The organism is Pedococcus bigeumensis, from assembly GCF_039531795.1.
Classification (GTDB): Bacteria; Actinomycetota; Actinomycetes; order Actinomycetales; family Dermatophilaceae; genus Pedococcus; species Pedococcus bigeumensis.
Genome location: NZ_BAAAQS010000001.1, coordinates 266,855 through 285,335, shown reverse-complemented (window position 1 = coordinate 285,335; position 18,481 = coordinate 266,855). Strand labels below are relative to the sequence as shown.

The window sequence follows — 18,481 nt, the reverse complement described above, 5'->3', positions numbered from 1 at the left end:
GGGCGGGTGAGGATCGCCACCACCCCGGCGCGCACCACCGTCGGCCTCGCCCGGCACCGCGCCGCCGTCGCCGCAGCCTTCGCCGTGCAGGGTCTGCTGTTCATCTCCCTGACCACCAGGCTGCCCAGGTTCCAGACCCGCTGGGACCTGTCGGAGCTGTTCGTCTCCGGGCTGCTGCTCATGGTCGTGCTCCTGGCCGGCGCCGGGTCGGCCCTCACCGAGATGGCTGCGACCCGCAGGGGCAGTGCCGCGACGTTGCGGGTCGGGTTCGTCCTGCAGGCCCTCGGGCTGGCCGCGGTGGCCGGCGCACCGCAGAGGGGCGTCTTCGTGGGCGGGCTGGCCGTCTACGGCCTGGGGCTGGGCGTCGTGGACGCGGCCTCCAACATGCAGGCGGTGGCGGTCGAGCACCGCTACGGCCGCACCATCCTGCCGTCGTTCCACGGGGCCTGGACGGCCGGCGGGATCGTCGCCACGGTGGTCACGATCGCGGTGACGCAGGTGGGCCTGCTCGCCGGGCTGCTGCCGTTGTGCGTCGTGGCCCTGCTCCTGCTGGCCGCCCCCCTCCTGCCGGCCAGCGCCGACCCGCCGGTGGCGACCACTGCCGCCGCCCTGGCCGTCCCGTGGCGCAAGATCCTGCTGCTCGGGGCCGCGATGGTGCTGTTCTACATGGTCGACACCGCGGCGACGACCTGGGGACCGGTGTTCCTCAAGTCGGTCCACGAGGCACCCGACTGGCTGCTCCCCCTCGCCACCCTCCCCTACCTGGTCGCCAGCCTGGCCACCCGGCTCGCCGGCGACGCGGCCGTCGCCCGGGTCGGCGCCGTGCCCCTGCTGCGCATCGGCGCACTGGTGGCCTGCGGAGCCCTGGCGGTCATCGTCTTCTCACCGTCGTGGTGGGTCGCGGTGCTCGGCTTCACCGTGCTGGGTGGCTCGGTCGCCGTGATCGCGCCGCTGTCCTTCTCCGCCGCAGCCGTGGTCGCGGGCGGCGGGCTCGACCCCGAGGCCCGACGGGCCCGGGTGGACGCCGTGATCGCCCGGTTCAACCAGTTCAACTACGTCGGCGGGCTGCTGGGGGCCGTCCTGACCGGCGTCGTCGGCGCGCAGTCCCTACGCCCCGGGTTCGCCGTACCCATGGTGCTGATCCTCGCGATCCTCCCCCTGGCCGGCGCCTTCCGCACGGAGCCTGCCACCCGGCATACCTGACCGTCGTCGGTCGGCGGGCGCTCTCGGCACTTGTTGCCACCAGGACCCCACCAGACCCCCGGAACAACCCACCCGTGACGACCAGGCAGCAACACGTCACAGGTGGTCCGGACAACGCAGCGGGCCGCCCACCCCGGAGGGTGGACGGCCCGTTGCTGCGATGTGGCGGCCTGGGTCAGGCGCCGGCCTTCGTGAAGCCAGCGGCCTCGGCGTCGGCGGCGGACTTGAACCAGAACTCGGCAATCGTCTGGTCGTACCACTGGCCGTCGGCCTCGTGGTACTTGCCCGAGTCGGCGTTGCCCTTGACGGTGTACTCCGCGTCGGGGGACGAGCCGTCCTCGTTCGCGGCGATGGCACCGGCCGGGACCTCCGTGGCAGCAGCCTCGGTGGTCTCGGTCGACTCGGTGGTCTCGGTCGACTCGGCGGCCTTGGCGTCGTCCTCCGCGGCCTTGGTCTCGACCGCAGCCTCCTTGGCCTCGGCCTGCTTGGCGGAACGCTTGGTAGCGGCCTCCGCCTCCTTGACGGTCGCCTTCTTGGCCAGCGGCTCGCGGACGAGCTCGATCACGGCCATGGGGGCGTTGTCACCCTTGCGGGCGCCGATCTTGGTGATGCGGGTGTAGCCGCCGGGACGCTCGGCCATGTCGGGCGCGATCTCGGTGAAGAGACGGTGCACGACGCCCTTGTCGGAGATGACCGACAGGACGCGACGACGGGCGTGGAGGTCACCGCGCTTCGCGAACGTCACGAGACGCTCGGCCAGCGGGCGCAGGCGCTTGGCCTTGGCCTCGGTGGTGGTGATCGAGTCGTGCTCGAACAGCGAGCTGGCCAGGTTGGCCAGGATCAGGCGCTCGTGAGCCGGACCGCCGCCGAGACGGGGACCCTTGGTGGGGGTAGGCATGGTTCAGGTTCTCCTTGGTGTGTGACCTGCCGGCACCGCGGACGGTGCCGGCTGGTCAGCGGCGGTTGGTCAGAGCTGCTCGTCTTCGGCCAGGGCGCGGCCGTCGTCAGCGAAGTCGTCGTCGTAGTCGCCGTAGTTGTCGGCGATCGCGGACGGGTCGAACCCGGGCGGGCTGTCCTTGAGGGCCAGGCCCATGCCGACGAGCTTGGCCTTGACCTCGTCGATCGACTTCGCACCGAAGTTGCGGATGTCGAGCAGGTCGGCCTCGCTGCGCCCGACGAGCTCACCCACGGTGTGGATGCCCTCGCGCTTGAGGCAGTTGTAGGACCGGACGGTGAGGTCGAGGTCCTCGATCGGCAGCGCCAGGTCGGCGGCCAGGGCGGCGTCGGTCGGCGACGGGCCCATGTCGATGCCCTCGGCCTCGACGTTGAGCTCGCGGGCCAGGCCGAACAGCTCGACCAGGGTCTTGCCGGCCGAGGCCATCGCGTCACGGGGGGCCATCGAGTTCTTGGTCTCGACGTCGACGATCAGCTTGTCGAAGTCGGTGCGCTGCTCGACACGGGTCGCCTCGACCTTGTAGGTCACGGCGAGCACCGGCGAGTAGATGGAGTCGACCGGGATGCGGCCGATCTCCTGGTCACCGGACTTGTTCTGGTTGGCCGAGACGTAGCCGCGACCGCGCTCGACGGTCAGCTCCATCTCGATCTTGCCCTTGCCGTTGAGCGTGGCGATGTGCAGGTCGGGGTTGTGCACCTCGACACCCGCCGGCGGAGCGATGTCCGCGGCGGTGACGGCGCCCGCACCCTGCTTGCGCAGGTACATGACAACCGGCTCGTCGTGCTCCGAGGAGACGACCAGGCCCTTGATGTTGAGGATGATCTCGGTGACGTCCTCCTTGACCCCGGGGATCGTGGAGAACTCGTGCAGCACACCGTCGATGCGGATGCTGGTCACGGCTGCGCCGGGGATGCTCGAGAGGAGCGTGCGGCGCATGGAGTTGCCGAGCGTGTAGCCGAAGCCGGGCTCGAGGGGCTCGATGACGAAGCGGCTGCGGTTGTCCGCAACGACCTCTTCGCTGAGGGAGGGGCGCTGTGCAATGAGCACGGGTGTTTCCTTTCTCTTCGGCGACCGCTATATGACGCCGATGAATGTCGGACCAGTTGGTCCAGGCCGTACGTCGCCTCTGTCTGCGACCACGGCCGAAAGCGGGGTATGCCGCGTGGTCACCCACGCGGCATACCCGCTGCCGTCAGTTCTTCGAGTAGAGCTCGACGATCAGCTGCTCCGTGAGGATCGTGTCGATCTGCGCACGCTCCGGGAGCTGGTGGATCATGATCTGCAGCGTGCCCGGGACGACCTGGAGCCAGGCCGGGGTGGGGCGCTCGCCGAAGGTCTGGCGAGCCAGCTCGATCGGGAACGTGTTCACGGACTGCTTGCGAACGGTGATGATGTCGTACTGCTCGACGCGGTAGGACGGGACGTCCACGCGCACGCCGTTGACCTCGAAGTGGCCGTGCGTGACGAGCTGGCGGGCCGCACGACGGGTGCGGGCCAGGCCGGCGCGGTAGACCACGTTGTCCAGGCGGGACTCGAGGATCTGCAGCAGGGTCTCACCGGTCTTGCCAGAGCGGCGCGAGGCCTCCTGGTAGTAGCCGCGGAACTGCTTCTCCATGACGCCGTAGGTGAAGCGGGCCTTCTGCTTCTCCTGCAGCTGGGTGAGGTACTCCTTCTCCTGCATCCGGCGACGGCCGTGCTGGCCGGGCGGGAAGGGACGGAGCTCGAAGTTCTTGTCGCCGCCGACGAGGTCGACCTTGAGGCGACGCGACTTCTTGGTGATGGGGCCGGTGTAACGAGCCATGAGTTTTCTCTATCTCCCTGTTCTTTACCGACGGCTCAGACGCGACGGCGCTTGGGCGGACGGACACCGTTGTGCGGCGAGGGGGTGACGTCGCTGATGGCGCCGACCTCCAGGCCGGTCGCGGTCAGGGAACGGATGGCGGTCTCACGACCGGAGCCGGGGCCCTTGACGAAGACATCGACCTTGCGCATGCCGTGCTCCATCGCGCGACGGGCGGCAGCCTCGGCGGCCATCTGCGCGGCGAACGGGGTGGACTTGCGCGAACCCTTGAAGCCCACCTGGCCGGCAGAGGCCCAGGCGATGACGGCACCAGCGGGGTCCGTGATCGAGATGATCGTGTTGTTGAAGGTGCTCTTGATGTGAGCGTGCCCGTGGGCGATGTTCTTCTTTTCCTTGCGGCGCACCTTCTTGGCGCCGGCAGTGCGAGCCTTGGGAGGCATTACTTACCAACCTTCTTCTTGCCGGCGACGGTGCGCTTGGGGCCCTTGCGGGTGCGCGCGTTGGTCTTGGTGCGCTGACCGCGCACGGGCAGGCCACGGCGGTGGCGCAGGCCCTCGTAGGAGCCGATCTCGACCTTGCGGCGGATGTCGGCGGCGATCTCGCGACGGAGGTCACCCTCGATCTTGACGTTCGTCTCGAGGTAGTCGCGCAGCGCGACGAGCTCGGTGTCGGACAGGTCGCGGACGCGCGTGTTCGGGTTGACACCCGTCGCGGCCAAGGCCTGCTGGGAGCGGGTACGACCCACTCCGAAGATGTAGGTGAGAGCGATCTCGACGCGCTTTTCGCGCGGGAGATCAACACCGACAAGACGTGCCATCTTGTGTGTTTCCTTTGTTTCACCGGAGGTCTGGAGCAGTACCGTTCCGGGCTGCTTCCCGAAGCTTTCCTCGGGGCACCGGTCCTCGGCCTCCGGGCCGGGGGTGACGTCCTGGGCTGCGTCGACGACGCTGCTCTCAGGGGCCGGGTACTGCGGTCGATTCACTTGTCTGCGCTTCTCGAAGAGATGCGAGTCGTGCTGGGCGAGTCCCGCGTGGGGGCTCAGGTGGAGCTGGTCAGCCCTGGCGCTGCTTGTGGCGCAGGTTCTCGCAGATCACCATGACCCGGCCGTGACGGCGGATCACCTTGCACTTGTCGCAGATCTTCTTGACGCTCGGCTGAACCTTCATAGCCTCTGCTTCAGTCGATCTGGCACTGTCGATCCGGGCGGACCGGCAGGTCTAACGGGGTGGTGCTGGGTGCTGGTCGTGCAGATCAGCGGTAGCGGAAGACGATCCGGCCACGGGTCAGGTCGTACGGGCTGAGCTCCACCACCACGCGGTCCTCGGGGAGGATCCGGATGTAGTGCTGACGCATCTTGCCCGAGATGTGAGCGAGAACCTTGTGACCGTTCGTGAGCTCGACCCTGAACATCGCGTTCGGGAGAGCCTCGACGATCGTGCCCTCGATCTCGATGACACCGTCCTTCTTGGCCATGTCCTCCACAATCTGTCGTCGTGGCACCCCCGGCTGGGGCGCACACACGAATACGGCACGCGAGGTCGCGCACCGACAGACCAGTCTACGCCAGGACTGCCTGAGCACGAAATCGTGCTCCATGGGGCTGGCCGGACAGGGATGCGACCGGTCGGGGACGTGCTCAGGCGAGGGGGGCGTATGCCGCGCCGGCGGCTGCCAGCCGCTCCCGGCCGCCGTCGAGGGCGGTCAGCACCCACAACCCGGCGTCGGTGACGGCCACGGTGTTCTCCCAGTGGGCCGCCCTGGACCGGTCGTTGGTCACGACCGTCCAGTCGTCCTCCAGCACGGTCGTGTCGGCGCTGCCGAGGGTCACCATCGGCTCGATCGCCACGGTCACCCCCGAGCGCACGGTCGGACCCCGGTCGCGGACGCGATAGTTGGGCACCTGCGGGTCCATGTGCATCTCGGTGCCGATGCCGTGGCCGACGTAGTCCTCGATGATCCCGTAGTCGTGGCCGTCGCGCTCGCCCGAGGCGACGATGCTGTCCTCGACACCGGCGCCCACGGCATACAGCGACTCCCCCACGCTGAGCGCGGCGATGCCGGCCCACATGGAGTCCTCGGTGGCGTCGATCAGCGCGAGGTCCTCGGGACGGCCCGCGTCGCGGCCGCCCACGATCACGGAGATGGCGGCGTCGCCGTGCCAGCCGTCGACGATGGCGCCGCAGTCGATCGAGATCAGGTCACCCTCGGCCAGCACCCGCGGGCCGGGGATGCCATGGACGACCTCGTCGTTGACCGACGTGCAGAGCGAGCCGGTGAAGCCGTGGTAGCCGAGGAACGACGGCGTCGCCCCGCAGCCGCGGATGTGCTCCTCCGCGAGCTCGTCGAGCTGCTTGGTGGTCATCCCCGGACGGACCGTCTGGGCCATCAGCTGGAGGGTCTGACCGACCACCAGGCCAGCCTTGCGCATGCGCAGGATCTGGTCGGGGGTCTTGGTCTCGATGCGGGACCTGCCGAACATCAGGATCGAGCAACCCCTTCGAGGGCCGCGGAGATGCGGGTGAAGACGTCGTCGACCGACCCCATGCCGTCGACCTGCACCAGCAGGCCGCGGGCGGAGTAGACCTCGGTCAGCGGAGCCGTCTCGCGACGGTAGATCGCCTGACGCTCGCGGATCACCGCTTCGGTGTCGTCCTCGCGTCCCTCGATCTCGGCCCGCTTGAGCAGCCGCTGCACCACCGCCTCGCTGTCGACGGTGAGCTCGAGGACCGCCTCGAGCGCGTGGCCGTGCTCGGCCAGGATCGCGTCGAGCGTCTCGACCTGGGCGGCCGTGCGCGGGAAGCCGTCGAGCAGGAACCCCTGCTCGGCGTCGTCCTCGAACAGCCGGTCGCGCACGATCGCGTTGGTGATCTCGTCGGTGACGTAGCCACCGGACGCGAGCACCTCCTTGACCTGCAGGCCGAGGGGGGTCTCGTTCTTGATGTTGGCGCGGAAGATGTCGCCCGTCGAGATCGCGGGGATGCCGAACTTCTCGGCGATCTTGGCCGCCTGGGTGCCCTTACCTGCACCGGGCGGCCCGAGGATGATCAGACGCATTACCGAAGGAACCCTTCGTAGTGCCGCTGCTGCAGCTGCGACTCGATCTGCTTCACCGTCTCGAGGCCGACGCCGACGATGATGAGGATGGAGGTGCCACCGAACGGGAAGTTCTGGTTGGCCCCGACGAGTACCAGTGCGATGAGCGGGATCAGCGAGACGAGACCGAGGTAGATGGCCCCTGGAACGGTGATGCGGGTGAGCACGTAGTCGAGGTACTCGGCCGTGGGTCGCCCGGCGCGGATACCTGGGATGAAGCCGCCGTAGCGCTTCATGTTGTCGGCCACCTCCACCGGGTTGAACGTGATCGACACGTAGAAGAACGTGAAGAACAGGATCAACGCGATGTAGATGACCATGTAGATCGGGTGGTCACCACGGACCAGGTGGGCATCCACCCAGTTCACCCAGCCCGCCGAGGTTCCGTCCGACTTACGGTTGAACTGTGCCAGCAAAGAGGGCAGTGCGAGCAGCGACGAGGCGAAGATCACGGGGATGACGCCGGCCATGTTGACCTTGAGCGGGATGTAGGTCGAGGTCCCGCCGTACATCTGGCGCCCGACCTGGCGCTTGGCGTACTGCACCGGGATGCGGCGCTGGCTCTGCTCGACGAAGACGACGAGCGCGATGATGAGGAAGCCGAGCAGGATCACGCCGATGAAGACGTCCCAGCGGCCGTCCTGCTGCTGGATCGCCCAGAGCGAGCTCGGGAACGAGCTGGCGATCGAGGTGAAGATCAGCAGGGACATGCCGTTGCCGATGCCCTTGTCGGTGACCAGCTCACCGAGCCACATGACGACACCGGTGCCGGCGGTCATGGTGAGCACCATGATGACCAGGGTCGGGATCGACTCGTCGGGCAGGATGCTCGTGCAGTTCGGGCCGAACAGCGCCGAGGGGTTCTGGGCGAAGGTGATCAGCGTGGAGGACTGCAGCACGGCCAGACCGATGGTCAGGTACCGGGTGTACTGGGTCATCTTCGTCTGACCCTGCTGGCCCTCCTTCTTGAGGGCCTCGAACCGCGGGATGACCACGGTGAGGAGCTGCACGATGATGCTCGCCGTGATGTAGGGCATGATCCCGAGCGCGAAGATCGACAGCTGGAGGAGCGCCCCGCCACTGAAGAGGTTGGCCAGGCCGAGCACACCCGTGGTCGAGTCGGCGCCCTTGATGCACGCCTGGACGGCCGTGTAGCTCACGCCCGGGACGGGCACGTGCGAGCCGAGCCGGAAGATGACGACGATCGCGAGGGTGAACAGCAGCTTCCTGCGCAGGTCCGGCGTCTTGAACGCACGGGTGAAGGCGGTGAGCACAGGTCCTCCTGGTGACGCGGGCCGGTGGGGGCCCGCGGTGATGACGGTCAGGCAATCCTACGAAGGCTACCCCGACAGAAGGTCGGGGACAGCAAACGGGGTATGCCGCGCGCTCACCTTGAGCGGTGAGCCCGCGGCATACCCTGTCGTTCTGGCTTGGTCAGGCGGAGGTGACCGAGCCGCCGGCGGCTTCGATCTTCTCCTTGGCGGTCGCCGAGAACTTGTCAGCGGTCACGTTGACCTTGACGGTGATCTCGCCGGTGCCGAGAACCTTGACCGGGGAGTTGTCGCGGACCGCACCCTTGGCCACGAGGTCGGCGATGGTCACATCGCCACCCTCGGGGAACAGGGCGGACAGCTTGTCCAGGTTGACGACCTGGAACTCCACGCGGAAGGGGTTCTTGAAGCCACGCAGCTTCGGCAGACGCATGTGGAGCGGCATGGCGCCACCCTCGAAGCGCTCCGGAACCTGGTAGCGGGCCTTGGTGCCCTTGGTGCCACGGCCTGCGGTCTTGCCCTTGGAGCCCTCACCGCGGCCCACGCGGGTCTTGGCGGTCTTGGCACCCGGGGCGGGACGCAGGTGGTGCACCTTGAGGGCAGTGCCCTCAGGCGCGGCAGCGGCCTTGGCGGCCTTCTTGTCTGCCATGGTCAGTCAACCTCCTCGACAGCGACCAGGTGGGTCACCGTCTTGACCATCCCGCGGATCTCGGGACGGTCCTCCTTGACGACGACGTCGCCAATGCGCTTCAGACCGAGGCTGCGCAGCGTGTCACGCTGGTTCTGCTTGCCACCGATCTCGGAACGGGTCTGGGTCACCTTGAGACGCATCAGGCACCTGCCTTCGCAGCTTCGCGACCGGCAGCCTGCGCGCGCAGCATGGCGGCCGGGGCGACCTGGTCGACCGGGAGGCCGCGGCGGGCAGCCACTTCCTCCGGACGCTCGAGACCCCGGAGGGCCGCGACGGTCGCGTGGACGACGTTGATGGCGTTGTCCGAGCCGAGCGACTTGCTCAGCACGTCGTGGATGCCGGCGCACTCCAGGACCGCGCGCACCGGACCACCGGCGATGACACCGGTACCGGGAGCGGCGGGACGGAGCATGACGACACCGGCAGCGGCCTCACCCTGCACGGGGTGCGGGATGGTGCCCTGGATGCGCGGGACCTTGAAGAACTCCTTCTTGGCCTCCTCGACACCCTTGGCGATCGCCGCGGGGACTTCCTTGGCCTTGCCGTAGCCGACGCCGACGGTGCCGTCGCCGTCGCCCACGACCACGAGGGCGGTGAAGCTGAAGCGACGACCACCCTTGACGACCTTGGACACGCGGTTGATGGTCACGACGCGCTCGACGTAGGCGCTCTTCTCGGCCTGGTCACGGCCACCGTCGCGACGGTTGTCGCGGCCACCACGGCGGTCGCCGCGCTCGCCACGAGCGTTGTCGCCGCCAGCAGCGGCACCAGTGCCTCGACGCTGGGGTCCGGGCATCAGATGTTCCTCATCTCAATAACAGTTTCGGTCACGGTGCTCACAGGGCCAGTCCACCCTCGCGGGCGCCCTCGGCGATGGCCGCGACGCGGCCGTGGTACTTGTTGCCACCACGGTCGAACACGACGGCCTCGACGCCGGCGCTCTTGGCGCGCTCGGCGAGCAGCTCGCCCACCTTGCGGGCCTTGGCGGTCTTGTCACCCTCGAACGAGCGCAGGTCCGCCTCCATGGTGGAGGCCGACGCCACGGTCTTGCCGATGGTGTCGTCGACGATCTGCACGAAGACGTGGCGCGTGGAGCGCGACACGACCAGGCGCGGACGCACGGTCGTACCGGTCACCTTCTTGCGCAGGCGCAGGTGGCGGCGTCCGCGTGCAGCGGACTTGCCCTTGGCGCGCTTGACGATCATTGCCATGGCTTACTTACCGGCCTTTCCGACCTTGCGACGGATGTGCTCGCCCGCGTAGCGAACGCCCTTGCCCTTGTACGGGTCGGGCTTGCGCAGCTTGCGGATGTTTGCAGCAACCTCGCCAACGAGCTGCTTGTCGATGCCCTGGACCGCGAAGCGGGTCGGGTTCTCGACGGCGAAGGAGATGCCCTCGGGGGCCTTGACGGTGATCGAGTGGCTGTAGCCGAGCGCGAACTCGAGGTCGCCGCCCTTGTTGGCCACGCGGTAACCCGTGCCGTGGATCTCCATCTTCTTCTCATAGCCCTCGGTCACACCGAGCACCATGTTGTTGATGAGCGAGCGGGTCAGGCCGTGCAGGGCACGGGACTGGCGCTCGTCGTTGGGGCGCTTGACCTCGAGGTCAGCGTCGCCCTTCTCGACCGTGATCGGCTCGGCCACGATGTGGCTGAGCTCGCCCTTGGGGCCCTTCACCTTGACGGTCTGGCCGTCGATGGTGACCTCGACACCGCTAGGGATGGAGACCGGGAGTCGTCCGATACGCGACATGTCGAATCCCCTTACCAGACGTAGGCGAGGACTTCCCCGCCCACACCCTTGGTCGCGGCCTGGCGGTCCGTGAGGAGACCAGACGAGGTGGAAATGATGGCCACACCGAGGCCGCCGAGCACCTTGGGCAGGTTCGTCGACTTGGCGTAGACGCGCAGACCGGGCTTGGAGACACGGCGCACGCCAGCGATGGAACGCTCACGGTTGGGGCCGTACTTCAGCTCGATGGTCAGCGTCTTGCCGACCTCGGCGTCCTCGACCTTCCAGGAGGCGATGTAGCCCTCGGCCTGGAGGATCTCGGCGATGTGGGACTTCAGCTTGGAAAACGGCATGGAGACTGCGTCGTGGTGCGCCGAGTTGGCGTTCCGGACGCGGGTCAACATGTCCGCAATCGGGTCAGTCATGGTCATGGGCTTCTCCGGCCCTCTCTCACCGTGGTTTCACTGCGTCTGCAGCGACCTGCGATGTAAGGATGAAAACGGTGGGGTATTACCAGGAGCTCTTGGTGACGCCGGGCAGCTCGCCGCGGTGTGCCATCTCGCGAAGGCAGATGCGGCAGAGCCCGAACTTGCGGTAGACCGAGTGCGGTCGGCCGCAGCGCTGGCAACGGGTGTAGCCACGCACCTTGAACTTCGGCTTCTTGTTGGCCTTGTTGACCAGGGCGGTCTTCGCCATGTCAGTTCTCCTTGAAGGGGAAGCCGAGCGCCTTGAGCAGTGCGCGGCCCTCGTCGTCGTTGGTGGCAGTCGTCACGACGGTGATGTCCATGCCACGCACGCGGTCGATCCGGTCCTGGTCGATCTCGTGGAACATCGACTGCTCCGTGAGGCCGAAGGTGTAGTTGCCCTTGCCGTCGAACTGCTTGGGCGACAGGCCGCGGAAGTCACGGATACGGGGCAGGCCCACCGACACGAGACGGTCGAGGAACTCCCACATGCGGTCGCCGCGCAGCGTGGTGTGCGCACCGATCGGCATACCCTCGCGCAGCTTGAACTGCGCGATCGACTTGCGGGCCTTGGTGACCAGAGGCTTCTGGCCGGTGATGGCCGAGAGGTCCCTGATCGCGCCCTCGATGAGCTTGGCGTCCTTGGCGGCGTCACCAACACCCATGTTGACGACGACCTTGACCACGCCAGGCACCTGCATGACGTTCTCGTAGCCGAACTGCTTGAACAGCTCGCCCTTGATCTCGTCCGCGTAGCGCTGCTTGAGCCGCGGGGTCACCGCTGCGGAAACTTCGGTACGGGTTTCTGTTTCGGTCATGTCTCTCACAGGTCCTTGCCCGAGCGCACCGCGACACGGGTGCGGACGGTCTTGGTGCGGCCATCGCGCTCGACGGTCTCGACGCGGGTCTTGATCCGGGTGCCGACCTTCTTGTCGTCCGGGTCGACGACCGCGACGTTGCTGACGTGGATCGCAGCTTCCTGGACGACCAGGCCACCGGTGCGGCTGCCGCGAGCGGTCTGGCCGGCCTTGGTGTGGCGGGTCACGCGGTTGACACCCTCGACGAGCACGCGCTCGGTCTCGGGGTAGACAGCGATGACCTTGCCGATGCTGTTGCGGTCCTTGCCGGTGAGCACCTTGACGGTGTCACCCTTCTTGATCTTCATCTTCTTCTTGTCAGCCATGGGTCAGAGCACCTCCGGCGCCAACGAGATGATCTTCATGAACTTCTTCTCACGCAGCTCGCGACCCACCGGGCCGAAGATGCGGGTGCCACGGGGGTCCCCGTCGGCCTTGAGGATGACGGCGGCGTTCTCGTCGAACTTGATGTACGACCCGTCACCGCGACGGCGCTCCTTGGTGGTGCGCACGATGACGGCCTTGACGACGTCGCCCTTCTTGACGTTGCCGCCAGGGATGGCGTCCTTGACTGCGGCGACGATGACGTCACCGATGCCGGCGTAACGACGACCCGAGCCACCGAGGACACGGATGCAGAGGATTTCCTTTGCACCAGTGTTGTCGGCGACGCGCAGTCGCGACTCCTGCTGGATCACTTCTAACTCCTACTCGTCGTGCTGGTTCTCACCCGTGCGGGCGAGCCTGGCCGAACTTGACTGTCTGATGACAGATGGGCTTGCCGAGGTGGCAGGTGGCTTACTTGGCCTTCTCGAGGATCTCCACCACGCGCCAGCGCTTGGTGGCCGAGAGGGGACGGGTCTCCATGATCGCGACGCGGTCGCCGATACCGGCAGCGTTGTCCTCGTCGTGGGCCTTGACCTTGCTCGAGCGCCGCAGGACCTTGCCGTAGAGCGCGTGCTTCACGCGGTCCTCGACCTCGACCACGACGGTCTTGTCCATCTTGTCGCTCACCACGTAACCCTGGCGGGTCTTGCGGTAGTTGCGGTCCTGAGCCGTCACGGCGTCATCCACGGTCTTGTCCTTGGTGTTCTTGGTCATGCCGACTCCTCCTTGGCCGGTGCACTCGGGCTCTGCCCGATACCCAGCTCACGCTCACGGAGCTCGGTGTAGATGCGGGCGATGTCCTTGCGGACGGCGCGCAGGCGGCCGTGGTTGTCCAGCTGGCCGGTGGCCGACTGGAAACGGAGGTTGAACAGCTCCTCCTTGGCCTTGCGGAGCTCGTCGACCAGACGGTCGTCGTCGAGACCACGCAGGTTCTCGGACACCAGGTCCTTGGATCCGACTGCCATCAGATGTCACCACCCTCACGCCGAACGAAGCGGCACTTCATGGGGAGCTTGTGCATCGCCAGACGCATGGCCTCACGGGCGACCTCTTCGGACACACCGGACACCTCGAACATCACGCGACCAGGCTTGATGTTGGCGATCCACCACTCGGGGGAGCCCTTACCGGAACCCATGCGGGTCTCGGCAGGCTTCTTGGTCAGCGGGCGGTCGGGGTAGATGTTGATCCACACCTTTCCACCACGCTTCATGTAACGCGTCATCGCAATACGAGCGGACTCGATCTGACGGTTGGTGACGTAGGCGGGCTCGAGGGCCTGGATGCCGTAGTCGCCGAACGCGATCTTGGTGCCACCCTTCGCAGCGCCCGAGCGACCCGGGTGGTGCTGCTTGCGGTGCTTGACTCGACGAGGAATCAACATGTCAGGACTGCTCTCCCTCAGTGCTGGCCGCGGTCGCCTCGGGGGCGGGAGCCTCAGCAGCGGTCTCGGTGGCGGCGGCCTCCGGACGCTCGCGACGAGCGCGGGCCGGACGGTCGGCGCCGTCACGACGGGGGCCACGGCTCGGGCGCGGCGCAGCAGCCTGCTGCTGGGCCAGCTCACGAGCGGTGACGTCACCCTTGTAGATCCACACCTTGACGCCGATGCGACCAAAGGTGGTGCGGGCCTCGTAGAAGCCGTAGTCGATCTGCGCACGCAGCGTGTGCAGCGGGACGCGACCCTCGCGGTAGAACTCGGTGCGAGACATCTCGGCGCCGCCGAGGCGACCGGAGACCTGGACACGGATGCCCTTGGCGCCGGCGCGGGTGGCGGACTGCATGCCCTTGCGCATCGCGCGACGGAACGACACGCGAGCAGAGAGCTGCTCGGCGATGCCCTGCGCGACGAGCTGGCTGTCGACCTCGGGGTTCTTGACCTCGAGGATGTTCAGCTGGACCTGCTTGCCGGTGAGCTTCTCGAGCTCGCCACGGATGCGGTCGGCCTCGGCGCCGCGGCGACCGATGACGATGCCGGGACGCGCGGTGTGGATGTCCACACGGACGCGGTCACGGGTGCGCTCGATCTCGACGCGGGAGATGCCGGCCCGCTCCATGCCCTCGGACATGAGCTTGCGGATGGCGACGTCTTCCTTGACGTAGTCGCGGTACCGCTGACCCTCCTTGGTGGAGTCAGCGAACCAGCGGCTCTTGTGCTCGGTGGTGATACCGAGGCGGAAGCCGTGCGGGTTGACCTTCTGACCCATTAGCGGGTGCCTCCCTTGGTGGTCTTCGGCGTGACGACCACGGTGATGTGGCTGGTCCGCTTGTTGATGCGTGCGGCGCGGCCCTGGGCCCGCGGGCGGAAACGCTTCATGGTCGGACCCTCGTCGACGAAGGCGGCGCTGATGACCAGGTCGCGCTCGTCGAAGGCCTCGGAGGCCTTGTCAGCCTTGACCCGTGCGTTGGCGATGGCGCTCTCGAGCACCTTCTGGACCGGGTCGGATGCGGACTGCGGGGCGAACCGCAGCACGGCAATCGCCTCGACGGCCTGCTTCCCGCGGATCAGGTCCACGATGCGGCGGGCCTTCTGGGGCGTGACGCGGACGTTGCGCCCGCTCGCCTTGGCTTCCATCACGTTGTCCTTGTTGTCGGTGGAGGCAGCCATCAGCGACGCCGCCCCTTCTTGTCGTCCTTCACGTGACCCTTGAACGTGCGGGTCGGCGCGAACTCACCGAGCTTGTGGCCGACCATCGACTCGGTGACGAACACCGGGACGTGCTTGCGGCCGTCGTGCACGGCGAGGGTGTGACCCAGCATGTCCGGGCTCACGACCGAACGACGTGACCAGGTCTTGATGACGTTCTTGGTGCCCGCTTCGTTCTGGACGTCGACCTTCTTCTGAAGGTGGCCGTCGATGAAGGGGCCCTTCTTCAAGCTACGAGGCATGGTTTCTCAGGCTCCTTCTCAGCGCTTCTTGCCAGTACGGCGGCGGCGAACGATCATCTTGTCGCTCGGCTTGCCGGGGCGACGGGTGCGGCCCTCGGCCTGACCCCAGGGGCTGACGGGGTGACGTCCACCGGACGTCTTGCCCTCGCCACCACCGTGCGGGTGGTCGACCGGGTTCATGGCGACACCACGGACGGTCGGGCGCTTGCCCTTCCAGCGCATGCGGCCGGCCTTGCCCCAGTTGATGTTGGACTGCTCGGCGTTGCCCACCTCGCCGACCGTGGCGCGGCAGCGCAGGTCGACGTTGCGGATCTCACCGGACGGCATACGCAGCTGGGCGTAGGGGCCGTCCTTGGCGACGAGCTGCACGCGCACACCGGCCGAACGGGCGATCTTCGCGCCACCGCCGGGCTTGAGCTCGACGGCGTGGATGACCGTACCGGTCGGGATGTTGCGCAGCGGCAGGCTGTTGCCGGGCTTGATGTCGGCCGAGGGGCCGTTCTCGATGTTGGCGCCCTGCTCCAGGCCCTTGGGGGCCAGGATGTAGCGCTTCTCACCATCGGCGTAGTGCAGCAGCGCGATGCGCGCCGTGCGGTTGGGGTCGTACTCGATGTGAGCGACCTTGGCCGGCACGCCGTCCTTGTCATGACGACGGAAGTCGATGACGCGGTAGGCGCGCTTGTGTCCACCACCGATGTGACGGGTGGTGATCCGGCCGTTGCTGTTGCGGCCACCGGACTTCGTGAGGGGGCGCACCAGCGACTTCTCAGGCGTGGAGCGCGTGACCTCGACGAAGTCGGCGACGCTGGAGCCTCGGCGGCCAGGCGTGGTCGGCTTGTACTTGCGGATACCCATTGTTCGTAATCCCTTACGTCTCTTCAGCGATTCCGTCAGGCGCCGGCACCGAAGATGTCGATCGAGCCCTCGCGGAGGGTGACGATCGCACGCTTGGTGTCCTTGCGCTTGCCGATGCCGAACCGGGTGCGGCGGGTCTTGCCGACACGGTTGAGGGTGTGGACGGAGTCAACCTTGACGTTGAAGACGCGCTCGACGGCGATCTTGATCTCCGTCTTGTTCGCCCGCGGGTCGACGATGAAGGTGTACTTGCCCTGGTCGAGCAGCGAGTACGACTTCTCGGAAACGACCGGTGCGATCAGGATGTCGCGCGGGTCCTTGCCTGCAGCGAGGGTGCTCACTTGGTCTCCTCCTCGTCCGCGCTGGCCTTGGCGGCCTTGGCCGTCTTGGCGGCCTTCGCGGGCTTGTCGGCCTTCTCAGCCTTCTCGGGCTTCTCAGCCTTGGCGGGCTTCTCGGCCTTGTCGGCGGTCTTGTCGGCCTTCGCCGGCTTGTCGGCCTTCGCAGCCTTGGCCGGCTTCTCGGCCGGGGCGGCCTCGACAGCCGTCTCGTCGACGAGCTTGACCTCGACGCCACCCACCGGCTGGGCCTTGGAGACGAAAGCCTCCAGGGCGGCCTTGGTGAAGACGACATCGTCCGAGCACAGCACGTCGTACGTGTTGAGCTGGTCGGCGGCGAGCACGTGCACGCCCTCGAGGTTGCGGACCGACTTCAGCGACACGAGGTCGCTGCGGTCGAGCACGACGAGCAGGTTGGGACGGTCGGTCAGACCGGCGAGCAGGGCGAGCGCGTCCTTGGTGGACGGGGCGGTGCCCGTCACCAGCGACTCGACGACGTGCACGCGGTCGTGGCGGGCCCGGTCGGAGAGGGCACCACGCAGGGCGGCGGCCTTCATCTTCTTGGGGGTCCGCTGGGCGTAGTCACGCGGCTGCGGGCCGTGGACGACGCCACCACCGGCGAACTGCGGGGCGCGGGTCGAGCCCTGACGGGCGCGGCCGGTGCCCTTCTGGCGGTAGGGCTTGCGGCCACCACCGCGGACTTCGCCGCGGGTCTTGGTGGAGTGCGTGCCCTGACGCGCAGCAGCCAGCTGGGCCACGACGACCTGGTGGATCAGCGGGACGTTGACCTGGACGTCGAAGATCTCGGCGGGCAGGTCGGCAACGACAGTCTTGGTAGCCATGTGGGTCAGGCTCCCTTCGCGGCCGTGCGGACGAGGACCGTGCCGTTGCGGGGGCCGGGAACGGCACCCTTCACGAGCAGCAGGCCCCGCTCCACGTCCACGGCGTGGATCGTGAGGTTCTGGGTGGTCTGACGCACGCCGCCCATCCGGCCGGCCATGCGCATGCCCTTGAAGACGCGACCCGGGGTGGCGCAGCCACCGATCGAGCCCGGCTTGCGGTGGTTCTTGTGGGAACCGTGGGAGGAGCTGACGCCGTGGAAGCCGTGACGCTTCATGACGCCGGCGAAGCCCTTGCCCTTGGTGGTCCCGGTGACGTCGATGTCCTGGCCGGCCTCGAAGGTCTCGACCGTGACTTCCTGGCCGAGCGTGTACTCGGCGGCGTCAGCGGTACGGAGCTCCACGAGGTGGCGACGCGGGGTCACGCCGGCCTTCTCGAAGTGTCCGGTCAGGGGCTTGGTCACCTTGCGGGGGTCGATGGCGCCGAACGCGATCTGGACGGCGTCGTAGCCGTCCGTCGCGGCGTCGCGCACCTGCGTGACGACGCAGGGGCCCGCCTCGATGACGGTGACGGGGATGAGCCGGTTCTCGGCATCCCACACCTGGGTCATGCCGAGCTTCTTGCCCAGCACACCCTTCACGGTCTTGGTAGCAGTGGTGGTCATTTCGCCAGCCTCAGAGCTTGATCTCGATGTTGACGTCAGCCGGCAGGTCGAGACGCATCAGCGAGTCGACGGCCTTCGGCGTCGGGTCGATGATGTCGATCAAGCGCTTGTGGGTGCGCATCTCGAAGTGCTCGCGGCTGTCCTTGTACTTGTGGGGCGAACGGATGACCACGAAGACGTTCTTCTCCGTGGGCAGCGGCACAGGGCCGACCACCGTCGCGCCAGCACGGGTCACCGTGTCGACAATCTTGCGCGCCGAGTTGTCGATGACCTCGTGGTCATACGACTTCAAGCGGATGCGGATCTTCTGTCCCGCCATCTCCGTTACGTCTCTCTCTCGCCGAACATCTAGCTTGGCCGGCTCTTGGCCATCTCCGACCCCCGCGGTCGGGTGTGTCGCACCCGCTTCGCGGCCGGACGACACGCGTTTTCACGCAGTCGTGCGGATC

At 67.4% G+C, this 18,481-nt stretch carries 32 protein-coding genes; 1 reads left to right on the top strand and 31 read right to left on the bottom strand.

Going from position 1 to position 18,481, the window contains the following annotated elements; all coding sequences use genetic code 11:
• Nucleotides 1–6: 6 nt before the first annotated feature.
• Nucleotides 7–1,203 (top strand): MFS transporter, encoded by a 1,197-nt coding sequence (locus tag ABD262_RS01430; protein WP_344130025.1) that lies wholly within the window; start codon nucleotides 7–9, stop codon nucleotides 1,201–1,203.
• Nucleotides 1,204–1,378: 175 nt separating this feature from the next.
• On the opposite strand, the gene rplQ is transcribed toward ABD262_RS01430, so the two are convergent.
• The 31 genes from rplQ to rpsJ all read right to left on the bottom strand — a co-directional run bounded on the left by rplQ (nucleotide 1,379) and on the right by rpsJ (nucleotide 18,351).
• Nucleotides 1,379–2,101: a 50S ribosomal protein L17, sunset domain variant gene (rplQ, locus tag ABD262_RS01425; RefSeq protein WP_344130022.1), complete on the bottom strand. Its 723-nt coding sequence runs from the start codon at nucleotides 2,099–2,101 to the stop codon at nucleotides 1,379–1,381.
• A gap of 69 nt (nucleotides 2,102–2,170) precedes the next feature.
• Entirely contained in the window at nucleotides 2,171–3,205 is a 1,035-nt protein-coding gene (locus tag ABD262_RS01420; protein WP_344130019.1) for a DNA-directed RNA polymerase subunit alpha, read from the bottom strand.
• A 145-nt stretch (nucleotides 3,206–3,350) separates the two neighbouring features.
• Nucleotides 3,351–3,959, bottom strand: a complete 609-nt coding sequence (gene rpsD / locus ABD262_RS01415) for a 30S ribosomal protein S4 (RefSeq protein ID WP_056923979.1) — start codon at nucleotides 3,957–3,959, stop codon at nucleotides 3,351–3,353.
• Nucleotides 3,960–3,994: 35 nt separating this feature from the next.
• Nucleotides 3,995–4,399, bottom strand: a complete 405-nt coding sequence (rpsK, locus tag ABD262_RS01410) for a 30S ribosomal protein S11 (protein WP_140743564.1) — start codon at nucleotides 4,397–4,399, stop codon at nucleotides 3,995–3,997.
• Nucleotides 4,399–4,776: a 30S ribosomal protein S13 gene (rpsM, locus tag ABD262_RS01405; protein ID WP_344130009.1), complete on the bottom strand. Its 378-nt coding sequence runs from the start codon at nucleotides 4,774–4,776 to the stop codon at nucleotides 4,399–4,401. The genes rpsK and rpsM overlap by 1 nt, the downstream gene beginning before the upstream one ends.
• A 235-nt stretch (nucleotides 4,777–5,011) precedes the next feature.
• Complete coding sequence (gene rpmJ / locus ABD262_RS01400; protein WP_010148647.1) at nucleotides 5,012–5,125, bottom strand: 50S ribosomal protein L36; 114 nt, start codon at nucleotides 5,123–5,125, stop codon at nucleotides 5,012–5,014.
• Between the two features lie 85 nt (nucleotides 5,126–5,210).
• Entirely contained in the window at nucleotides 5,211–5,432 is a 222-nt protein-coding gene (infA, locus tag ABD262_RS01395) for a translation initiation factor IF-1 (RefSeq protein WP_006946284.1), read from the bottom strand.
• A gap of 163 nt (nucleotides 5,433–5,595) precedes the next feature.
• The gene (gene map / locus ABD262_RS01390; RefSeq protein WP_344130007.1) at nucleotides 5,596–6,438 is read right to left on the bottom strand and encodes a type I methionyl aminopeptidase; all 843 of its coding nucleotides are present in this window, start codon (nucleotides 6,436–6,438) and stop codon (nucleotides 5,596–5,598) included.
• The gene (locus ABD262_RS01385) at nucleotides 6,438–7,013 is read right to left on the bottom strand and encodes an adenylate kinase (RefSeq protein WP_344130004.1); all 576 of its coding nucleotides are present in this window, start codon (nucleotides 7,011–7,013) and stop codon (nucleotides 6,438–6,440) included. The genes map and ABD262_RS01385 overlap by 1 nt, the downstream gene beginning before the upstream one ends.
• Entirely contained in the window at nucleotides 7,013–8,326 is a 1,314-nt protein-coding gene (secY, locus tag ABD262_RS01380) for a preprotein translocase subunit SecY (RefSeq protein ID WP_344130002.1), read from the bottom strand. Before secY ends, ABD262_RS01385 begins: the two co-directional genes overlap by 1 nt.
• Before the next feature lie 160 nt (nucleotides 8,327–8,486).
• The gene (gene rplO, locus ABD262_RS01375) at nucleotides 8,487–8,972 is read right to left on the bottom strand and encodes a 50S ribosomal protein L15 (protein WP_344129999.1); all 486 of its coding nucleotides are present in this window, start codon (nucleotides 8,970–8,972) and stop codon (nucleotides 8,487–8,489) included.
• A 2-nt stretch (nucleotides 8,973–8,974) separates the two neighbouring features.
• On the bottom strand, nucleotides 8,975–9,157 hold the full coding sequence (gene rpmD, locus ABD262_RS01370; RefSeq protein WP_056924254.1) for a 50S ribosomal protein L30: 183 nt from the start codon (nucleotides 9,155–9,157) through the stop codon (nucleotides 8,975–8,977).
• Nucleotides 9,154–9,810: a 30S ribosomal protein S5 gene (gene rpsE, locus ABD262_RS01365; protein ID WP_344129996.1), complete on the bottom strand. Its 657-nt coding sequence runs from the start codon at nucleotides 9,808–9,810 to the stop codon at nucleotides 9,154–9,156. The genes rpmD and rpsE overlap by 4 nt, the downstream gene beginning before the upstream one ends.
• Before the next feature lie 40 nt (nucleotides 9,811–9,850).
• Nucleotides 9,851–10,225 carry a 50S ribosomal protein L18 gene (rplR, locus tag ABD262_RS01360; RefSeq protein ID WP_344129993.1) on the bottom strand — a complete coding sequence of 125 codons (375 nt, stop codon included), beginning with the start codon at nucleotides 10,223–10,225 and terminating at the stop codon, nucleotides 9,851–9,853.
• A 3-nt stretch (nucleotides 10,226–10,228) separates the two neighbouring features.
• Nucleotides 10,229–10,765, bottom strand: coding sequence for a 50S ribosomal protein L6 (gene rplF / locus ABD262_RS01355; protein WP_344129990.1), 537 nt, complete (start codon nucleotides 10,763–10,765; stop codon nucleotides 10,229–10,231).
• Nucleotides 10,766–10,776: 11 nt separating this feature from the next.
• Nucleotides 10,777–11,175, bottom strand: a complete 399-nt coding sequence (gene rpsH / locus ABD262_RS01350) for a 30S ribosomal protein S8 (RefSeq protein WP_344129987.1) — start codon at nucleotides 11,173–11,175, stop codon at nucleotides 10,777–10,779.
• Between the two features lie 79 nt (nucleotides 11,176–11,254).
• Nucleotides 11,255–11,440 (bottom strand): type Z 30S ribosomal protein S14, encoded by a 186-nt coding sequence (locus tag ABD262_RS01345; RefSeq protein WP_035902511.1) that lies wholly within the window; start codon nucleotides 11,438–11,440, stop codon nucleotides 11,255–11,257.
• 1 nt (nucleotide 11,441) lies between these two features.
• Complete coding sequence (rplE, locus tag ABD262_RS01340) at nucleotides 11,442–12,026, bottom strand: 50S ribosomal protein L5 (protein ID WP_344129981.1); 585 nt, start codon at nucleotides 12,024–12,026, stop codon at nucleotides 11,442–11,444.
• A gap of 5 nt (nucleotides 12,027–12,031) precedes the next feature.
• On the bottom strand, nucleotides 12,032–12,391 hold the full coding sequence (rplX, locus tag ABD262_RS01335; RefSeq protein WP_344129978.1) for a 50S ribosomal protein L24: 360 nt from the start codon (nucleotides 12,389–12,391) through the stop codon (nucleotides 12,032–12,034).
• Nucleotides 12,392–12,394: 3 nt separating this feature from the next.
• Complete coding sequence (rplN, locus tag ABD262_RS01330) at nucleotides 12,395–12,763, bottom strand: 50S ribosomal protein L14 (RefSeq protein ID WP_056923992.1); 369 nt, start codon at nucleotides 12,761–12,763, stop codon at nucleotides 12,395–12,397.
• Between the two features lie 100 nt (nucleotides 12,764–12,863).
• Nucleotides 12,864–13,166 (bottom strand): 30S ribosomal protein S17, encoded by a 303-nt coding sequence (rpsQ, locus tag ABD262_RS01325; protein WP_344129973.1) that lies wholly within the window; start codon nucleotides 13,164–13,166, stop codon nucleotides 12,864–12,866.
• A complete protein-coding gene (rpmC, locus tag ABD262_RS01320) occupies nucleotides 13,163–13,417 on the bottom strand; it encodes a 50S ribosomal protein L29 (protein WP_425564788.1) in 255 nt (84 codons plus the stop codon). The genes rpsQ and rpmC overlap by 4 nt, the downstream gene beginning before the upstream one ends.
• Nucleotides 13,417–13,836, bottom strand: coding sequence for a 50S ribosomal protein L16 (gene rplP, locus ABD262_RS01315; protein ID WP_056883301.1), 420 nt, complete (start codon nucleotides 13,834–13,836; stop codon nucleotides 13,417–13,419). The genes rpmC and rplP overlap by 1 nt, the downstream gene beginning before the upstream one ends.
• A 1-nt stretch (nucleotide 13,837) precedes the next feature.
• Nucleotides 13,838–14,656, bottom strand: a complete 819-nt coding sequence (rpsC, locus tag ABD262_RS01310; RefSeq protein ID WP_344129969.1) for a 30S ribosomal protein S3 — start codon at nucleotides 14,654–14,656, stop codon at nucleotides 13,838–13,840.
• Nucleotides 14,656–15,024: a 50S ribosomal protein L22 gene (gene rplV / locus ABD262_RS01305; RefSeq protein WP_344134485.1), complete on the bottom strand. Its 369-nt coding sequence runs from the start codon at nucleotides 15,022–15,024 to the stop codon at nucleotides 14,656–14,658. The genes rpsC and rplV overlap by 1 nt, the downstream gene beginning before the upstream one ends.
• A gap of 32 nt (nucleotides 15,025–15,056) precedes the next feature.
• Nucleotides 15,057–15,338 carry a 30S ribosomal protein S19 gene (rpsS, locus tag ABD262_RS01300; protein WP_056923996.1) on the bottom strand — a complete coding sequence of 94 codons (282 nt, stop codon included), beginning with the start codon at nucleotides 15,336–15,338 and terminating at the stop codon, nucleotides 15,057–15,059.
• Between the two features lie 18 nt (nucleotides 15,339–15,356).
• On the bottom strand, nucleotides 15,357–16,193 hold the full coding sequence (gene rplB, locus ABD262_RS01295) for a 50S ribosomal protein L2 (protein ID WP_056923997.1): 837 nt from the start codon (nucleotides 16,191–16,193) through the stop codon (nucleotides 15,357–15,359).
• 35 nt (nucleotides 16,194–16,228) lie between these two features.
• Entirely contained in the window at nucleotides 16,229–16,534 is a 306-nt protein-coding gene (rplW, locus tag ABD262_RS01290; RefSeq protein WP_056923998.1) for a 50S ribosomal protein L23, read from the bottom strand.
• Nucleotides 16,531–17,370 carry a 50S ribosomal protein L4, sunset domain variant gene (rplD, locus tag ABD262_RS01285; RefSeq protein ID WP_486352068.1) on the bottom strand — a complete coding sequence of 280 codons (840 nt, stop codon included), beginning with the start codon at nucleotides 17,368–17,370 and terminating at the stop codon, nucleotides 16,531–16,533. Before rplD ends, rplW begins: the two co-directional genes overlap by 4 nt.
• A 5-nt stretch (nucleotides 17,371–17,375) precedes the next feature.
• A complete protein-coding gene (gene rplC, locus ABD262_RS01280; RefSeq protein ID WP_344129960.1) occupies nucleotides 17,376–18,032 on the bottom strand; it encodes a 50S ribosomal protein L3 in 657 nt (218 codons plus the stop codon).
• A gap of 10 nt (nucleotides 18,033–18,042) precedes the next feature.
• On the bottom strand, nucleotides 18,043–18,351 hold the full coding sequence (rpsJ, locus tag ABD262_RS01275; protein WP_009775966.1) for a 30S ribosomal protein S10: 309 nt from the start codon (nucleotides 18,349–18,351) through the stop codon (nucleotides 18,043–18,045).
• Nucleotides 18,352–18,481 lie beyond the last annotated feature (130 nt).

What these genes read in the sequence shown, in the direction of transcription:
- rpsH (WP_344129987.1), bottom strand. Translation starts at nt 11,175, where the DNA reads ATGACCATGACTGACCCGATTGCGGACATGTTGACCCGCGTCCGGAAC.
- rplF (WP_344129990.1), bottom strand. Translation starts at nt 10,765, where the DNA reads ATGTCGCGTATCGGACGACTCCCGGTCTCCATCCCTAGCGGTGTCGAG.
- rpsC (WP_344129969.1), bottom strand. Translation starts at nt 14,656, where the DNA reads ATGGGTCAGAAGGTCAACCCGCACGGCTTCCGCCTCGGTATCACCACC.
- ABD262_RS01385 (WP_344130004.1), bottom strand. Translation starts at nt 7,013, where the DNA reads ATGCGTCTGATCATCCTCGGGCCGCCCGGTGCAGGTAAGGGCACCCAG.
- rpsJ (WP_009775966.1), bottom strand. Translation starts at nt 18,351, where the DNA reads ATGGCGGGACAGAAGATCCGCATCCGCTTGAAGTCGTATGACCACGAG.
- rpsS (WP_056923996.1), bottom strand. Translation starts at nt 15,338, where the DNA reads ATGCCTCGTAGCTTGAAGAAGGGCCCCTTCATCGACGGCCACCTTCAG.
- rpsM (WP_344130009.1), bottom strand. Translation starts at nt 4,776, where the DNA reads ATGGCACGTCTTGTCGGTGTTGATCTCCCGCGCGAAAAGCGCGTCGAG.
- rpsE (WP_344129996.1), bottom strand. Translation starts at nt 9,810, where the DNA reads ATGCCCGGACCCCAGCGTCGAGGCACTGGTGCCGCTGCTGGCGGCGAC.
- rplC (WP_344129960.1), bottom strand. Translation starts at nt 18,032, where the DNA reads ATGACCACCACTGCTACCAAGACCGTGAAGGGTGTGCTGGGCAAGAAG.
- rplO (WP_344129999.1), bottom strand. Translation starts at nt 8,972, where the DNA reads ATGGCAGACAAGAAGGCCGCCAAGGCCGCTGCCGCGCCTGAGGGCACT.
- rpsD (WP_056923979.1), bottom strand. Translation starts at nt 3,959, where the DNA reads ATGGCTCGTTACACCGGCCCCATCACCAAGAAGTCGCGTCGCCTCAAG.
- rplX (WP_344129978.1), bottom strand. Translation starts at nt 12,391, where the DNA reads ATGGCTGACAAGAAGAAGATGAAGATCAAGAAGGGTGACACCGTCAAG.
- map (WP_344130007.1), bottom strand. Translation starts at nt 6,438, where the DNA reads ATGTTCGGCAGGTCCCGCATCGAGACCAAGACCCCCGACCAGATCCTG.
- rpsQ (WP_344129973.1), bottom strand. Translation starts at nt 13,166, where the DNA reads ATGACCAAGAACACCAAGGACAAGACCGTGGATGACGCCGTGACGGCT.
- rplV (WP_344134485.1), bottom strand. Translation starts at nt 15,024, where the DNA reads ATGGAAGCCAAGGCGAGCGGGCGCAACGTCCGCGTCACGCCCCAGAAG.
- rpmJ (WP_010148647.1), bottom strand. Translation starts at nt 5,125, where the DNA reads ATGAAGGTTCAGCCGAGCGTCAAGAAGATCTGCGACAAGTGCAAGGTG.
- rplQ (WP_344130022.1), bottom strand. Translation starts at nt 2,101, where the DNA reads ATGCCTACCCCCACCAAGGGTCCCCGTCTCGGCGGCGGTCCGGCTCAC.
- infA (WP_006946284.1), bottom strand. Translation starts at nt 5,432, where the DNA reads ATGGCCAAGAAGGACGGTGTCATCGAGATCGAGGGCACGATCGTCGAG.
- rpsK (WP_140743564.1), bottom strand. Translation starts at nt 4,399, where the DNA reads ATGCCTCCCAAGGCTCGCACTGCCGGCGCCAAGAAGGTGCGCCGCAAG.
- rplR (WP_344129993.1), bottom strand. Translation starts at nt 10,225, where the DNA reads ATGGCAATGATCGTCAAGCGCGCCAAGGGCAAGTCCGCTGCACGCGGA.
- rplP (WP_056883301.1), bottom strand. Translation starts at nt 13,836, where the DNA reads ATGTTGATTCCTCGTCGAGTCAAGCACCGCAAGCAGCACCACCCGGGT.
- rplD (WP_486352068.1), bottom strand. Translation starts at nt 17,370, where the DNA reads ATGGCTACCAAGACTGTCGTTGCCGACCTGCCCGCCGAGATCTTCGAC.
- rpmC (WP_425564788.1), bottom strand. Translation starts at nt 13,417, where the DNA reads ATGGCAGTCGGATCCAAGGACCTGGTGTCCGAGAACCTGCGTGGTCTC.
- rplE (WP_344129981.1), bottom strand. Translation starts at nt 12,026, where the DNA reads ATGACCGAAACAGAAACCCGTACCGAAGTTTCCGCAGCGGTGACCCCG.
- rplB (WP_056923997.1), bottom strand. Translation starts at nt 16,193, where the DNA reads ATGGGTATCCGCAAGTACAAGCCGACCACGCCTGGCCGCCGAGGCTCC.
- ABD262_RS01345 (WP_035902511.1), bottom strand. Translation starts at nt 11,440, where the DNA reads ATGGCGAAGACCGCCCTGGTCAACAAGGCCAACAAGAAGCCGAAGTTC.